Genomic DNA, 14888 nt, shown 5'->3' with positions numbered 1-14888 from the left:
ATCCAGTTGTTATGACTTTGGAAGCCATACTAGCCATCCCTGAGTATTTTTACTCATTTCGGCTAAACGAATCGCACACAAACCAATCTTATTATAGTGGTTCGAGGGGACATGATATTAATTGTTGACTGTTTACTGTTCATATCTTGTGATGTAGGGTGCGCGGGGCGCACCTTTTTGATGTAAGTGCGATCGAAAGTCTTCCTCAACCAATCGTCTCACCTCCAAAGTCGATAAATTCATCATTTGCGCCATCTGTTCCAGATTCATCCCAGAACTTAAAAGTTGACTTAAGAGGGGGGAAACGGCATAGTCGTGTGCGGCTCTTGGGATGCCAACGAAAGATAATTTGTATAAAAGTGATAATTGTAGCAAAACTTTTCAATATTGGCATAATACAAGCAGAGGCGCGATCGCTCCTGGGTGAATAAAGTATGATGAATAGTGTAAACATAAAAGACCTTTGCTAGGATAGTTATGGACAAAGAAGAATTGCTCATACGCTATGCCGATGGCGAGAGAGATTTCTCAGGAATCAGCTTAGTCGATGCCAATCTAGCAAACATGAACTTGAGTGGCATCGATTTCAGTGGTGCTGATTTGAGGGGTGCTAATTTCCGAGAAACCAATCTCAGCGGAGCGCATCTAGCTTCTTCTAACCTGAGCACTGCTAATCTCAGTCGCGCTAACTTAAGTAATGCTTGCTTAGAAGAAGCTGACTTCAGTGATGCTGACTTAGGACTGGCTGACTTGGAAGGTGCTAATCTCAGTCACGCTAATTTGTGGGGAGCTGATTTGACGGATGTTTATTTGATTGATGCTAATTGTACCTCGGCAAATTTTAGCATGACATTCTTGGTTGACGCGAATACTAAAGGTGCTAACTTTCAGGGAGCGCAGATAGATACCGCTATTTTCCAAATGGAAAAGATGCTGTTTACAGATATCATCAATCGTTATGCGGCTGGGGAAAGAAATTTCAGTGGCTTGATGGTAGAGAGTCCCAATTGCAGCCGGGAACGCAGGTCTTGGGAACTCGGACAATTAAAAGGATTGGATTTGAGCGGTATTATTTTGCGTAATAGTAGTATCCAAGAGCTCGGACCCTACATGAATGGAGTGATTTTGCGAGGAGCTGACTTGACTAGGGTTGATTTCGATCAAAGCAATTTTGAAGGAGCAGATTTGAGCAATGCTATTTTGCGGGAAACCGGTTTCTTCCAATCAGTTTTTGACCATGCCAATTTGAGCGGAGCCGACTTGACGGGAGCTGGGTTCTCGGAGGATAGTTTTTGGTGTGCCGATTTCAGTAGAGCCAAATTTAATAAGGCAAGAATAGGCAGTTTCAGCTTTATCTGCAATAATTTGACGGAGGCAACCTTCAAGGGAGCTATGTTACACAGTGTTTATTTTCAAAAAGCCAAGTTGACCAGAACTGACTTCCGTGAAGCCGACTTCGGGATTAAAGATGATCGTGTTTTCGGGGGCGACTTCCGAGATTGCCATTTTGAGGAGACGCTGATGCCCGATGGCAGCGTGCGAAACAATAGCTAAAGTAAATAAATAGACTTCCCATCAGGGAAGTCTATTGCAGCTATCAGGTGAGTTATCCTGGAAGGATAGCCTTCACTTCCTTAAGCTTTTTCTTGGCAGCAGAATTGGGGATATTAGAAAGAAAATCGTACTGACTGTCTTTCGGTAAATCTTTGTTAAGTCTGCCTTCCAATGCTTCTATCGTGATGGTAAAGGCTTGATCGTTCCACGCTCGATTTTCTGTTGTTGGTGCAAGACCATCTGGAGTCTTAATGGGATTTGTGTAGTCGAGCAATTTTTTAATGCTGTAGGAATTGTTAGGTATCCACCAGGCAAAGTGGATGTCGGGATACTCAGATTTGTTCTGGGGTGAAAAGCCTAAGACAACTTTCCAAAGTGCATCCGGTACTTGAATCTTTGTTGGATTTTTGGTATCTGTTCCCGGATGAAAACTGGCAAATTGGTTTGGGTTAGCATCTCCCCTTTGAATTGGGGTAACTCCGATCACATTTTCATTTGTAGGTAGGGGCCCGTAGGTTACTTTATCGCCACCTTGACCGGAACCTCCTGCAAAGAGTACGAACTGATAACCTTTTTTTGCAAGTTTTTGAAGTTCTCCTTCCTGAGTTGCCCAAACCCCTGAGTTTTGCTTGCTATCTTGAGGGATAATATTTGTGGTCAAAAACGTGGCTAGGTTATCCTTAATGCTTCTTTGGCGATCTGCTGAAGGAGTCAAGTGACCGCGAGCTGAAAGGAAGAAAGCTTTCTTTGTCCACAAAAACCGATTATATTCCTGCTTAGTGTATTTTTCGGCAATCTGAGGCTCAAAGTCGTAATCACCATCCTGAACCTTGTAGAAACTTGATCCAGGCAATTGAGGATCTTCAGCGAATTCGTCTGCTGCTCTGCCTGCTTTACCATCTGTCCAACCTTTGTCAAGTACCCAGCTAACCCAGTTCGGTGTATTTTTGGCACCATTGTACGAAAGAGTATATTGAGGCTTCTCTATCAAGTAGTTAGTTTGATAGGTGTTATTCAGCTCGGTTCTAGCATTATTAGGATTGCCAAACTTCAGCGACTCGCTGCGGAAAAAGACATTATCTAGATAGACAGGAATAGATGCTTCGAGCTTGAATTCAACAGTTGCCGGCTGACCGCGCAGTCTTTCTGGTACGTCAACATAGAAAGATTCAAAACCCTTTATCCCGTAATCTACTTTGAATTGATCTATTAGGTAACTAGCCGGAGCTTTATTACTGTCCGTTTGATTTTCAGATTTTTGAAGAGTTATTGTTTGAGAAAACGCTGGAATTGATGGATCTGAGGGTCGAATAGTAACATCAAGCGTACCTTTAGATTTGGCCTTAGAGCTATTGGCAATCTTTGGTGCGTGCAGATCGAATCGAAGAGCGCCCCAATCGGGTACAACAAACCGATTGTGAACAATTTCCTTCACCCCGCTGCTTTCTAACTTAAAGGCATAGTTTGGTTCGCTGTTTCCTTGGATGGACTTTACGTCCTCCAAACTTTGAACCAAATCAATGTTTGGATCGGATTGACCGTTGTGGAACGACCACCCAGGTAGACCCTTAGACAAAGGAGTTCGAGTCACTCCCTTCGGATCGAAAACAGCATCAAAATTCCCATTAAACAAAGTAGGAACCGCCGCGTCTCCTCGCATCCTGGCATCATAAGTATTGTCAAAATCTAGCGGGATACGCTCTACATTTGTTTTAGGGCGCGAACTATAACCGCCACCCAAAGCCGAATAAAACCAGCCCGTACCAATTCCCTCCCAAGGAGCAGTATCAACACCGTGTTTTGGGAAACTGGTTTCCGGCGTATACCAAGGGCTAACGCGAGCCGGGCCTGTCAAAACACTATTGCTAAATGAAAAGTCTTTATCGAACAACCGTTCCCGATACCCATCACCCCGCCGACGAAATAGAGGATTAACTTCTAAGTTTTCATTGGACGGAAAGTTAGTTGGAAACAAGTCAGATGTTCCTCCGTACCAACTCACAACACGTCCGTGTACATCTCCCGGTCTAATCACAGGATCTGTCGTAAACCCAGCACGGCTGTTATTGTAACCTGGGTTATTTTTATTAGTTCCCAAGAAAACCGACAAATCCGGTTCTCCTAACAGCGGAGCATTAGGATTGGGATTTTCTGACCTCCAACCTTCTCGTGGAAACTTAAGTCCTGGGGCCGTTCCCTTCTCAGTAGACGGTAGATTTGGAATATCGCGACCGGCCGGCGTAAATGTATTGCTCGATAAATTCGGGACTGTCTGGTAGTAATTATCGGCAAAAGTAACATTTTTCCACACCTGAACTTTCGGTTCGCGGAAATCGCCGAAATTTTTGGTCACCACATTTAGCGACGGTTGGTTGAAATCATGGGGGTCTAAAGTTGTCATCTGAAGGTCGCGAATATCAGAGTTTTCTTTGCCGCCAGCATCAGGAAAATAAGTACCCAAACGCTGAATAATTTCGCTGTTAACAACTGTACCCCGACTAAAACCAACAAAATGCAGCGGTGAATTGAAAAGTGCACCTTGTTTAGCCGTGCTAGTTTCATCCTTCAGCACTCCATCCAATTGCACGAGGGAAGTAAAGAAAGCATCTGCTGCTCCCTCTGTGAACCCTGAATCAGGAACTGCCGATTCATTATTTTCTGACCAGTTATTCAGCAGAACTAACGGTTGTTTTTTTGCCAGGTATGGAGCTATATAACTTCCCAGTTTAGTGAGATAGTTCGGGTCGGTTTTGGGATTCAAACCTGCTTGGAAGTCTGGGGAAACTGCCCCATATTTGTTGACAGGAACCCAGTAACCGGTAGGCAGGTCGTACCTCATCATCAAACCGCCACCGTCGATACCTGCATTGGCAATGCTGTTACCCATTTGGTAAAACTCTGAAGGAATTCCCGGCTCGTTAAAAAATGGAGGTTTAAAGCCGTGAGTCAGCACGGTGACGCTGCTGAAGGTATTGTCACCGTTGAGGGCTGGCGGTAGCGGCGTCCAGAAATTACCAAACTCCTCGTTGCGTTTTCCTTCTTTATTCCAAGCTTCAACTGCCCAATTATACTCCTGACCCGCCGTCAGTTTGAGACTGGGAGGAAGTGTAAAGCTGGTATTTGTTCCCTGAGTAAATGTTTTACCGCCATCGAAAGTCCACTTGCCGATATTGGTGCTATCTTTCTGCCAAGTCGCAGTTAAAATGCGGTTGGGATTGAAATCGTTTGCTTGACCGTGATAAGAAGATGTACTCCAAGGTTTTGTCAGTAAATCTAACTGCTGCGGTTTGCTCAATCCTTGATTGAAAAGGAATTCGTTACCGTTAGGGTCGGGTAAATCAACTACTTTATCCCAGGGCAATAAACCCTCACCTTCGTCAAACACGCTAACGAAGAGATTAACCTCTTCAATGTCCGGAGTAGGTAGATTGTCAAAAGTCCATTGGAACTTTGGGTTAAGGGGATTTTCTGAAGTCTCGCTAGTACCTATCGGCTCTTTCAAATCCAGCCAATCCAGCGGTGTCGCCGCCAAACCGCGAGGGTTAGTCACAGAAACGGGAGCTTTCTTGCTTCCCGGCGGCACGCCGTAAGTATATTGGTTATTCGCATCAGTCAGAATCTGAAAATCAGCAGCAACACTAACTGCCGGATTAATATTGTCAATTGGTATCGCCGCCAAGTCAGCAACCGTAGCATTTCGTGCCGTAGCGCTGTTAAACAACGGCAGCCCAACACCCCGACCTTTATTATCTACTTGGAATAGACTGGGGTTGGTCAGCGTTTTGACAAATTCCTCCACATCAAAAACATAAACTTTGCCGCCAGCACCGCTTAAATTTGGATAGGAAGCTTCATTCAGTTGACAGTTGACAGTTGACAGTTGACAGTTGAGGGAGACCTCTACCTGGAAGTCCGAGGATTGGAGTAATGAATAGTCGGATTTTAATTTCTCCCTAGAATGGTTCCGGCTTTAAACCAATTCTTTTTGGTAAAGAAACTTGCTATCACTTGACAGCGCTAAGTCGGTAGCGAATCCATCGGGAATTGGTCTAGTTGCCGCGATTAATTGCGGATTTGTTAGCGGGTCTTTGATAATGCCGATGTTGCTGCCTGCTCGCGGGTCTCCATCTATGCTGGGGATTTCTTGACCGAAGAATTTCGTGTCGGAATTGCGGCCGACCACAAAGGCATAACTGGCATCCGGCAGTACCGTTACCGCGACTCCCTCATTCACATCAAAATAATCAAAATCGGAACCCAGCCCTAAATTTGTATATCTGGTGGTAGCAGCAAAACTCACCGGGTCATTATTAGTAATTTCCAGTACCCCAAATCCCTTGCTATCTTTGCCGCTGTTCGTGAAGGTCATGGCTAAGGGATTGACGGTGCTTGCTATTCCTTCTAGCCCTTCGTCTGCTGTGATGCTTCCGATTAATTGATTCCACTTTTTGGGGTTCTGACTGGGGTCGCGGGGTCGGTCTTTGGGGTCGATATTAACAGCGTAAATTTTGCTATTGACACCGTTTGGTGCAGTAACAAATAGCTTTTTGCCGTCGCTGCTAAGGGCTATTTGCCGCAAACCGCTTGGGGCTGTACCGACTGGGATGGTTTGGGTGACTTGGTGATAGGTTGAGGAAAACGGGTTGATATCGAGAACGTAGATGGAGTTGCTGCCAGTTTTTCCGTCTGCGATGTAGGCGTATTCGTCGCGGGGGTCAATGACTATCGATCGACCTTCTGCACCGCTAGGCAAATTTATCGAGTTGATACCAGCGGTATTCGGCTGAGTGTCTACCTGCTGCCGCGTCATCGGATCGACCACAGCAACGCGCCCAGAGCGATCCATTACTACATAAGCACGGCTACCGTCGCTGGTTACGGTTAGTTCTCGCGGGCGATCGAGTATATCATCCGTGCCTACAGAAACGCTGGCAATGGACAAGTCGCTGGTATTAGTAGCTGCGACGACTGATTTGGGATTTGCACCGTTAATAATTGCAACTTTATCTGCTGTCCACTGCGCGGCAAAAATGTATTCTGTATTGTTTTCAATTCGGTAAGGACTGCTATCGTACTTAACCTCTTTTGCTGCTTCTGAAGGATTTGGGCTAACTTTTTCGTTTTGTTTGCGGCCCAGGACGATGCGGGATTCACCTAACGGTACGGTGTTGGGAACAAGAACAGCTATTTCAAATTGATTGTTTCCCAATGTGCGATTTTTGTCTGTCAAAACTGTTGCTTCGTAAGCTTGTTTGCCGACTATAAATTTGACGGTTAAGTCGCTGAATCGGCTGCCTAGCGGGTCGCCAAAGTTGTCTACTAATACATTGGTAGCCGTGATGAAGAGAACGGGTTGATTGTTGGGAAAAGGTTGATTGTTGCTGTCTGTAAACTTAAGTTCGGCTTAACAGCAGCAAATATGTGAATCTTGCTGCGCTTGTTAGCTTTTTTTACTCAGTCCAGGACGCACCAAGATCCAAGAAACCGGGTTTTTTGTCTAATTTATGGGCTGCGGCGGATAATTTTCGTAAAAAACCCGGTTTCTAGCCACTCGTGCGTAAGTCCTATTAATGATAAATTGTGATTTAATTGTTAAAAGTTTACAGATTCTTTATCAAAGTAATGTACTTTACTCAGCAAAAATACTTAAATTGTTGTAGGCTCGCATGGAAAGCCTACTCAAATTTACTGCCTTGAAATTACGGAACAATGTTGTTCCTTTCTTCATAATAAATGAAAGAATTTCCTGACACCTAAACATCCGAACGCTTTTGAAAGTAAAGGTTCGCAGCTTCTACAGTATAAGTCATGCGATCGCGCGCGATGTCGCTTTCAGCGATCGCATCTGGGTCGCTGCTGGGATATTTAATTTCTACTTGTTGGACTTGAGTTAAAATTGTCATCTTTCAATTTTTCTCAAAATTAATTTAATCTCCCATAAATCAGCCTTTTAAGGTTCGCAGCATCGGACTTCAGTCCTCATCAAATGAGAGAGGACTGAAGTCCTCACTACAAGCCTACAAAATTAGATTTTGCGTCCTGGACTTTTCGGCTAATCTGACTGTTGGCAGATACAGAGGATTTAAACTTTATTAATCCCTCTTTCTAAAATAATCATCTCCGAGCCAACAACCGGACTTCTAGCTATTAACTTCCCTTCCAAATTGGCAATTTGTAACTTGCTGAAATCGAGGGAGTTAGCTTCTTTCCACATTTGACTTGCGAGCTGATTTTGCTCTAGATCGCTGAGTTTGTACCAATCTTCAGCTACTTTGACAGTCAAAAGACCGATCGAGAAATCAGCATCAACAGACTTAACTAAACCGCCGCCGAGTCGATCGGTAATTTCAGCAACTTGATTTTGAATCGCAGCAATCAGAGACTGTTCCGGCGTCAGCGGCGGCGGCGGGATAATTTCTACAGGTTCCGGTTTTTTCGGAGCCGCTAAATCTGGCAAGTTGCTTTTAAAATTAGCGGGTGTAGGCTGAGAATTTGCGATCGCCTCTGGAGATTTCGCTGTTCCCGGCGCCACAAAATCGTCAAAGCTGGGCGGTAACTGCTGTGCTGCTGGGATAGGCACTTTTGCTACTTTCTGGGGCGGTTTTGCCGAGAAACTGTTGAGAGTTAAACCGATCGCAACGATGATAATTGCTGCTAACCCCGCGTTTAAAATTGGATCGGACAGCTTGGCGTTCGCAGATGCAGGTAGCAGATCCCGCACTAGACGCACAATACTTTGCCAAAGTACGCTGACTTTCTCTAAAAAACTGCCGCCCGTCGGTTTTGATACAGACTTTTTATCGAATTTTACCGCAACTTTTGGCGGGGGCGCGCTGTTAACTTCCGCAGCAACAGCCGGAGGAGTTGTTGTTGCTGAGTCAGAAGCGGTGGGCGCGATCGGCTTTTGGGCCTGCAACGGAGGTTCTGCTGCTAATTTTTTTCCCCCTTTTCCCAAATTCCCGATCGAAGCAATCAAAGCTTTGATTTTCTGATTTGTGGGAACAGCGCTGCTGGCCTTTTTAGCTGGGCTGCGAGTCGCGGCGGACTTTTTCGGCGAGTCTACCTCCGGTGTCGGAGATTGAGACGGTTCTGGAGTTGGTGGGTTTAGTGGTTCTTCTGACATTTTCTCTGCCTTGGAGCGTTACAAATATATATCTAAACAGGATAAATTTTAGTTGAGCCATCTCAGCCTTAATTTATCATTTCATTAGTTGTAACTGAATCAAAATGAGCATCAAACGCCGTCACTTTCTAATTTTAGGCAGTCTGGGCACCTTAGGTTTGGCCGGAGTCTGGAAAATGCTTCAGCTTCGGACTTCCTGGGGTACAGACGCCAACGCTGCTGTACCTTCTAACGTTGAGGCGCAAAGGGCGATCGTCCAATTGCCGGCCTCACCGCCTATTTTACGCTTTATTTCGGTAGCCGACACCGGTACCGGTGCTGAGGGTCAGTATGCTGTAGCTGGGGCGATGGCGCAATATCACCGGGAAAATCCTTTTAATATTGCTGTTCTCGCCGGCGACAATATCTACACTAACGGCGAATTTGAAAAAATTAATGCTGTTTTCGAGCGGCCTTATCAGCCGTTATTGCAGCAAAACGTCAAATTTTATGCTTGTCTGGGAAATCACGACATCCGCACTGCTAACGGCGATTTGCAAGTTAAATATCCGGGTTTTAATATGCAAGGTCGCTACTATACTTTTCGGCGCGATCCGGTACAGTTTTTTGCTTTAGATACCAATCACAATGCTGACTGGGAAAATCAGCTTGTTTGGCTGGAAAAAGAGTTGAGTCAGAGCAGCGCACCGTGGAAAGTTGTGTTCGGCCACCACCCGATTTATTCCTCTGGCGTGTACGGCTCGAATCAATCTTTTATTAAGACTTTTACGCCTTTGTTTCAAAAGTACGGCGTGCAGGTTTATATCAACGGACACGAGCACAGTTACGAACGCACTCGCTCGATTGACGGTACTACTTATCTAGTTTGCGGTGCCGGCGCGGGCACTCGTCCGGTGGGGCGTTCTGAGTGGACGGAGTTTTCTGCGACGCGCCTGAGTTTTGCGACGTTTGATGTCTATGAAGACCGGATGTTTGTCAGTTCTATCGGTACTGACAACCGGGTTTTTGACCGGGGAGTGCTAAAAGTGCGATCGGCTTAATTCACATTATATTCAGGAGCCAACAATATGAATAGGGGTTGGAGAGCCAATAAAACTGGTTTGGTTTTAGAAGCAACTGTAGAAGGTACGTTGAGAGGCCACGGATATCTCGAAATATGTCCCGAGTTGCCGAAAAAGCGCAAGCGAGATTGGCTCTTGCTCTCTACTGCAAATCCCAAGCGATATGCTAAACAGGTTTATATCGGGTCTAGCATTTATGAAACTGAAATAAATGTGGATTTTTATATTGTTGGTTCTGGTTCGTTTCCTCTCGGTCTAATTGTTGAGTGCAAGTGGCAAGAAGATAAAGGTTCCGTTGACGAGAAGTATCCTTATCTCAATTTAAATATTAAAAATTGCTATCGGGTTCCAACTATTGTGATCGTGGGCGGTGACGGTATGAGGCAAGGTTCGATCGACTGGTTTAAAAAACAAATTCCCGACAATCACAATTTGTTGGCAGTTTATAAGCTTGAAGCTTTCATTACCTGGGCCAACAAACATCTTTAATCAGGAATTACCTATCAATGCTTGTTGGTTGCCGATCGCCGTTGCGCTCTTCCCTACACTTGCATTTTTTGGGGAAACTGCTATTATTCACCGTAACGCAGCATTCAGAAATTTTTTTATATGTTTAAATAAAAAAAACGCTTTTTTTTTCGGGTTGAGATCTTGACTCTGACACTTTTAGGAAGTATAATTTAATAATGGGAATAGTGGAAAAAATAAATTTTTACTTGCCACTCCCATTATTAAATTATACCCCAAAAGTCCCGACAAATCAATAGGTAATAATTCCTTTTTTTCGGGCGGATTTTGAAACCCAGTTTCTACGATTTTTTTGTTTGGTAACGATAAATATACGAAGAAACCGGGTTTCACTTTCGTCACAGTTTCAGTGTTTATACATGAGGGCGAGAAACCCGGTTTCTATGATTTTTCCGTTGAATAACGATAAATATACGAAGAAACCGGGTTTCACTTTCGTCAAAGGCTGCCGTACAAAATATGTTTAGGTAGAGACTTTGCAAAGAGTGTTTATTTAAACTGAACTTATTAATAATTCCTTGACGGGGCCGCGCTTGCAACTCTTAGAGTTAATTCCCCTAGATGCTGATATTTCAATTAGTTTGGGGAACCGCTCTCTTGGAAAAGATTGAGGAACGCTGTAGATTTCTTTAATGAAATCGCAGTTAGAATTAGACAGCATAACTTTGACGCCCCGCTCGGCAAGTTCTGCAAAAACATTTCTCAGTTGAAGCTGTTCGGATTCTTTGAAATTATCCCGGCTGTAAGCGGTGAAGTTACTCGTGGTACTGATAGGATAGTAAGGTGGGTCAAAATAAACAAAGTCTTCGCTGCTTGTAGCAAAATCTAAAATTTCAGGGAATTTTCTGACTTGAATTTGAGCGGGCTTGAGTAAAGATGAGACCGATCGCAGTAAATCTGCCTGACAAATGTTAGGATTTTTGTATCTGCCTATGGGAACATTAAATTCACCTTTGGAGTTTTCTCTGTAGAGGCCGTTGTAACAAGTTTTATTCAGGTAGATCAGGCGCGCTGCTTTTTCTGTATCTGTGTTGCAGGAGCGCGATCGCACCGAGTAATAATATTCTTTATTGTCCTTGCTGTGCTCTGAAGCGTGCTCTAACAAAAGCTCAATCAGATCCTCAACTTTATCCCTGACACAGCGATAAGCATTAATCAACTCAGGATTAATATCTGTTAACACAGCTTGCACAGAAGGGTGCTGTTGTGCTAAGTAAAAAAATACGGCTCCGCCGCCCAAAAAAGGCTCGTAGTAAGTGGTGAACTTTTCAGGAAAATAAGGTTGATATTGTCCAATCAACCTAGTTTTACCTCCCGCCCATTTCAGAAACGGACGCGGCAAGACGAAAGAATGTGCGGCAGCAGACATTTAGGTAGAAATAACAGCCTTATAATGTTTATCACAACTAGAACTCAATAGAAATACTTCTGAAGTTGTCACCGGAGGTCGCGTGGCATTGAACAGACAGCGCCCGATCGATCGGCAAAAAGTTTTCGTTAGAATTATATATGTCAGCCTCACCGGCAAAAATGCCCGATCGCCCGAGGAGGCAGATTTAGCTCCGGCTGTGCCAAAATTGTCTAACTCGCTCACAAGTGTTACCAGTCAAAGATCGAGCTGTAACACTTTACCCCACCTGTACTCATGCAAGATTTCATTAATAACGTCTCTCGCTACCCCCGCTTTTTCATTACGATTTGTCTGGGGATTTTCTTTTTCCTGTTCGAGCGACTCAAGCCCCTGCTCGATCGACCGGCAACTGCGATCGCCCTGATTACTTCGATCGTAGCGACTTTTGTCTTTCTAACTTTTACACTGCGCGCCATGTTAGGCCTGAGTTCGGTTTAAAGGCAAAGTTGCTGCCGGTTTGGCGCCGGCGGACTCTGACAACCTATAGCCTATAAACAAGGCACACAGAGGATTTGGGGAAGTTGCAAATTTTGAGTTAAAAGTTAAAATACCAACTCCCGAATTAGCTGCAACTCGCTCGTGGCGATCGCACACTTAGCAATAGTCGCTGCGATAGATTGGAAGGGGAACTGAGTAAGCTAGTTACGTCAGCGCTCCTCAACCTTGGTGCAAGCAAACATTACCGAAGTGCAGGACAAGCATTTGGGGCGATCGAAATTCACCGGGGAACTACTGCACCTGTGTTTCCCCCATTCCCAGTTAAACCTTAGGAAGCGGCACACCCCGCCCCGCTTTCCTCTCCCGTTAACCTGACGGTATCACGAGAGTTTCCAGCGGACAAGACAGATGAAATTTGAACACATCTATCAATTTTTTCAAGACCCCCCTCCTGTTTATCTAAACAAGGAACTAGCAGTGTGCTACATCCTCTCGGTGTTATTGCGCTCAGATTCCTACGGTACAGAACTCATCGGACAACTAGAGAGGGAATTCCCCATCTACCGACTTTCTGATACCGTCCTCTACAGCGCTCTAAAATTTCTCGAAGATGAAGCCGTAATCACCGGTTACTGGAAAAAAGTAGAAGGACGCGGCCGCCCCCGCCGGATGTATCAAATCCTGCCGGAGTGGCGGCACCAAGCTCAAGACCTGGCTCGTCTGTGGCACGACTATATCGGTCAAGCCAACGGCGCGTCTGGGCGTCGGCCCCGAGCCTTAGAAACTGGTCACACGGGTTAGCCTGCGTTTGAATCGGATGCCTAAACCCTTGAGATGCTGGCGCTACTAGCAAAGCGAATTGCCTTCCTTGCCTTCGCTTTGCCAGCATCGCCGCACAGCGATTAGAGCAAAAAATACGACGTAAAATATCGTCACAGCAGCTACACTACGTCAGGACTTACGCATTGCCACTTGAGAATTAGGGATGATGGGGAGATATGGGAATTGGGTGATGGGGAGAAAAACGCCTTGCTGCAAAGCTTGTTGGGAATTTTGGTAAAAAAGTGTCTGCGTAAGTCCTCGATCGCTTTCGTCTGTAAACTTATGTAAAGTAATAGTAGATAATTTCACTTACACAAACTTCTACCGATGGATACTACTGTTCTTTCTTCAACCTTTGTGATGACGCTGCTGTTGGCTGTTGGCTTGTTTTTCTTCATCAAGGCCTCAGTCAAAGATCGAATCGAACAAGTCAAGCTTGCTTCCGAGAGCGCCCAAGAGTCACTGTTAACCCAGCTACAAGAGTATTTTGCTTCTAGGGCTTACCGAGTTGCAGCCGTCGATGCTCCCAACTATAAAGTCACTTTTGAGGGTTTTGTGCGGCCGAGTTGGTTTTTAGCTATTTTTTTAACCGTGCTGAGTGCAGGCGGCGCTCTGTGCTTGGGACTGGTTTTGGCAATGCTAGTTCCCTCGGAAGGTCAAATTTTCCTAGCTTTGGTACTGCTGTCGCCGCTGGCGGGAGTATTTTACTGGAAAAAAGCTGCACGCTCGGAGCAAGTTTCCCTCAAACTCGAATCAGTCGCTGACTCGGGAAGCCAAACCAAGAGCTTTGTTACTGTCAGAGCTCACCGCGATGAACTAGCAGCTATGCAAAAAGCTTTAGATTTGAAACCGCTAGAAGATTAAAAGTTGGGTGCGGAACGTTTTTTGATATGCTAGATGCCGTACTTAGACTTCCAGCAGACAAATCTATGACGGATTGTGGCTCTCTGGTTGGCTGTGCGTGCGATCGACCGTCACAGTCAAACGATTTTCGATTTATGCCACAGATGAATCTGGGCTCGGGAATTTTGGTCTAAAATTTTGGGTCGAGCGCTCCTAGCGTCGGGGGCTGGTATCCGTTTTTGGGCCCGCGTCAAAAAAAACCATTATCCTGAGAGTGCCAATTGTGCCGATCGCCCTTTCTTGGCGATCTATCTTGTTGCGATGGCTCCTTATACCCTAACTCAATCAGGACTTTTCGCGTAAATTTCAGTTGGCACTCTCCAGACAATGAGAACTATCGCGCTTTTGTTAAAAGAGCTAGAAAAACATTGCTGTCAATGTTTTGATCTAAACATTTCGAGCTATGCGCGACTGGCGGACACCACAGGAATTTTTTCTGCGGTTGCTTCCAGCATCACCTTTAAGCTGGGAAACAAGAAATGGTTCTCTTCTACGTATTGGGCTCCAAATAAACCTTTTTCAGCCCAGAAGTATCTGTCGGTGGTATGCTCGTTACGCTTGACCAACAGTAAAGCTGGGGGAGCAATGCCTTCGGCATGGATGAACTTGCGAGCCGCTGTTACGGGTTTATCTTCGCCGCTCTCGATGCTATATTGAGGCACACACTCTAAAATTCTGCGTCCTTCTTGTCGGCGGCGACTTTTGCGTTTGCGTCTCCTGGCCAATTTCTTTACCTCCTCTGTGAGCAGACAGTGTGAGCAGACAGTATGAGCAGACAGGTTTTGACATACTCCCCAGCCCTAAAGACATGGAGATTCTGGATTCAAACAGCTTTCCTCAAGCACAGCTTGTCTGATATTGCCGAGCATCCTAGGTTGATGCCCCAACCTATCTCAGATTTTTTGGATTATAGAGTTGAGACCGGATTTTTACATCGGGCGAATCAACAATATATGATTCAATCATCAAAGCCGTCCCGATCGGAGGGGGCTTTCGATCCAATTTTTAGGTAATCATAGCTACCAAATCCGAGGCCAGTATATCCGTT

The 14888-nt window shown here is 45.2% G+C and carries 15 protein-coding genes; 6 read left to right on the top strand and 9 right to left on the bottom strand.

Features of this window, described 5'->3' with window-relative positions; translation table 11 throughout:
* Positions 1 to 132: 132 nt before the first annotated feature.
* Entirely contained in the window at positions 133 to 270 is a 138-nt protein-coding gene (locus QUB63_RS32470) for a hypothetical protein (RefSeq protein WP_332949500.1), read from the bottom strand.
* 207 nt (positions 271 to 477) lie between these two features.
* On the opposite strand from QUB63_RS32470, the gene QUB63_RS32465 reads away from it, so the two are divergent.
* Positions 478 to 1554, top strand: coding sequence for a pentapeptide repeat-containing protein (locus QUB63_RS32465; protein ID WP_332949499.1), 1077 nt, complete (start codon positions 478 to 480; stop codon positions 1552 to 1554).
* 52 nt (positions 1555 to 1606) lie between these two features.
* Here the strand turns inward: QUB63_RS32465 and QUB63_RS32460 are convergent, their stop codons facing one another.
* From QUB63_RS32460 to QUB63_RS32445, 4 genes are all read right to left on the bottom strand, one after another.
* Positions 1607 to 5353: a DNA/RNA non-specific endonuclease gene (locus QUB63_RS32460; protein ID WP_332949498.1), complete on the bottom strand. Its 3747-nt coding sequence runs from the start codon at positions 5351 to 5353 to the stop codon at positions 1607 to 1609.
* A 171-nt stretch (positions 5354 to 5524) separates the two neighbouring features.
* On the bottom strand, positions 5525 to 6784 hold the full coding sequence (locus tag QUB63_RS32455) for a YncE family protein (RefSeq protein ID WP_332949497.1): 1260 nt from the start codon (positions 6782 to 6784) through the stop codon (positions 5525 to 5527).
* A gap of 523 nt (positions 6785 to 7307) precedes the next feature.
* A complete protein-coding gene (locus QUB63_RS32450; RefSeq protein WP_332949496.1) occupies positions 7308 to 7457 on the bottom strand; it encodes a hypothetical protein in 150 nt (49 codons plus the stop codon).
* Between the two features lie 179 nt (positions 7458 to 7636).
* Positions 7637 to 8677, bottom strand: coding sequence for a hypothetical protein (locus QUB63_RS32445; RefSeq protein WP_332949495.1), 1041 nt, complete (start codon positions 8675 to 8677; stop codon positions 7637 to 7639).
* A 104-nt stretch (positions 8678 to 8781) separates the two neighbouring features.
* Between QUB63_RS32445 and QUB63_RS32440 the strand changes: the two genes are divergently transcribed.
* Positions 8782 to 9717 (top strand): metallophosphoesterase family protein, encoded by a 936-nt coding sequence (locus QUB63_RS32440; protein WP_332949494.1) that lies wholly within the window; start codon positions 8782 to 8784, stop codon positions 9715 to 9717.
* A 27-nt stretch (positions 9718 to 9744) separates the two neighbouring features.
* Positions 9745 to 10227, top strand: a complete 483-nt coding sequence (locus QUB63_RS32435) for a PD-(D/E)XK nuclease superfamily protein (protein WP_332949493.1) — start codon at positions 9745 to 9747, stop codon at positions 10225 to 10227.
* A gap of 532 nt (positions 10228 to 10759) precedes the next feature.
* Here the strand turns inward: QUB63_RS32435 and QUB63_RS32430 are convergent.
* Together QUB63_RS32430 and QUB63_RS32425 are read right to left on the bottom strand one after the other, a co-directional pair.
* On the bottom strand, positions 10760 to 11635 hold the full coding sequence (locus QUB63_RS32430; protein WP_332949492.1) for a DNA adenine methylase: 876 nt from the start codon (positions 11633 to 11635) through the stop codon (positions 10760 to 10762).
* Positions 11636 to 11860, bottom strand: a complete 225-nt coding sequence (locus QUB63_RS32425) for a hypothetical protein (RefSeq protein ID WP_332949491.1) — start codon at positions 11858 to 11860, stop codon at positions 11636 to 11638.
* Between the two features lie 51 nt (positions 11861 to 11911).
* Between QUB63_RS32425 and QUB63_RS32420 the strand changes: the two genes are divergently transcribed.
* Both QUB63_RS32420 and QUB63_RS32415 read left to right on the top strand, forming a co-directional pair.
* Positions 11912 to 12115 (top strand): DUF751 family protein, encoded by a 204-nt coding sequence (locus tag QUB63_RS32420; protein ID WP_332949490.1) that lies wholly within the window; start codon positions 11912 to 11914, stop codon positions 12113 to 12115.
* A 408-nt stretch (positions 12116 to 12523) separates the two neighbouring features.
* Positions 12524 to 12916 carry a PadR family transcriptional regulator gene (locus QUB63_RS32415; RefSeq protein ID WP_332949489.1) on the top strand — a complete coding sequence of 131 codons (393 nt, stop codon included), beginning with the start codon at positions 12524 to 12526 and terminating at the stop codon, positions 12914 to 12916.
* Positions 12917 to 13066: 150 nt separating this feature from the next.
* On the opposite strand, the gene QUB63_RS32410 is transcribed toward QUB63_RS32415, so the two are convergent.
* Complete coding sequence (locus QUB63_RS32410) at positions 13067 to 13246, bottom strand: hypothetical protein (RefSeq protein ID WP_332949488.1); 180 nt, start codon at positions 13244 to 13246, stop codon at positions 13067 to 13069.
* Between the two features lie 18 nt (positions 13247 to 13264).
* Here QUB63_RS32410 and QUB63_RS32405 point away from each other — a divergent pair, with 18 nt between their 5' ends.
* Positions 13265 to 13801 carry a cofactor assembly of complex C subunit B gene (locus tag QUB63_RS32405; protein WP_332949487.1) on the top strand — a complete coding sequence of 179 codons (537 nt, stop codon included), beginning with the start codon at positions 13265 to 13267 and terminating at the stop codon, positions 13799 to 13801.
* Positions 13802 to 14241: 440 nt separating this feature from the next.
* Here the strand turns inward: QUB63_RS32405 and QUB63_RS32400 are convergent, their stop codons facing one another.
* Complete coding sequence (locus QUB63_RS32400) at positions 14242 to 14565, bottom strand: DUF3155 domain-containing protein (RefSeq protein WP_265233835.1); 324 nt, start codon at positions 14563 to 14565, stop codon at positions 14242 to 14244.
* Positions 14566 to 14888 lie beyond the last annotated feature (323 nt).

This window comes from Microcoleus sp. ARI1-B5, from assembly GCF_036705795.1.
In the GTDB taxonomy this organism is placed as follows: Bacteria; Cyanobacteriota; Cyanobacteriia; order Cyanobacteriales; family Microcoleaceae; genus Microcoleus.
The sequence above is the reverse complement of the archived record's forward strand: the minus strand, read 5'-3'. Positions and strand labels throughout refer to the sequence as shown.

What these genes read in the sequence shown, in the direction of transcription:
- QUB63_RS32420 (WP_332949490.1), top strand. Translation starts at nt 11,912, where the DNA reads ATGCAAGATTTCATTAATAACGTCTCTCGCTACCCCCGCTTTTTCATT.
- QUB63_RS32445 (WP_332949495.1), bottom strand. Translation starts at nt 8,677, where the DNA reads ATGTCAGAAGAACCACTAAACCCACCAACTCCAGAACCGTCTCAATCT.
- QUB63_RS32430 (WP_332949492.1), bottom strand. Translation starts at nt 11,635, where the DNA reads ATGTCTGCTGCCGCACATTCTTTCGTCTTGCCGCGTCCGTTTCTGAAA.
- QUB63_RS32470 (WP_332949500.1), bottom strand. Translation starts at nt 270, where the DNA reads ATGAATCTGGAACAGATGGCGCAAATGATGAATTTATCGACTTTGGAG.
- QUB63_RS32465 (WP_332949499.1), top strand. Translation starts at nt 478, where the DNA reads ATGGACAAAGAAGAATTGCTCATACGCTATGCCGATGGCGAGAGAGAT.
- QUB63_RS32450 (WP_332949496.1), bottom strand. Translation starts at nt 7,457, where the DNA reads ATGACAATTTTAACTCAAGTCCAACAAGTAGAAATTAAATATCCCAGC.
- QUB63_RS32435 (WP_332949493.1), top strand. Translation starts at nt 9,745, where the DNA reads ATGAATAGGGGTTGGAGAGCCAATAAAACTGGTTTGGTTTTAGAAGCA.
- QUB63_RS32440 (WP_332949494.1), top strand. Translation starts at nt 8,782, where the DNA reads ATGAGCATCAAACGCCGTCACTTTCTAATTTTAGGCAGTCTGGGCACC.
- QUB63_RS32415 (WP_332949489.1), top strand. Translation starts at nt 12,524, where the DNA reads ATGAAATTTGAACACATCTATCAATTTTTTCAAGACCCCCCTCCTGTT.
- QUB63_RS32405 (WP_332949487.1), top strand. Translation starts at nt 13,265, where the DNA reads ATGGATACTACTGTTCTTTCTTCAACCTTTGTGATGACGCTGCTGTTG.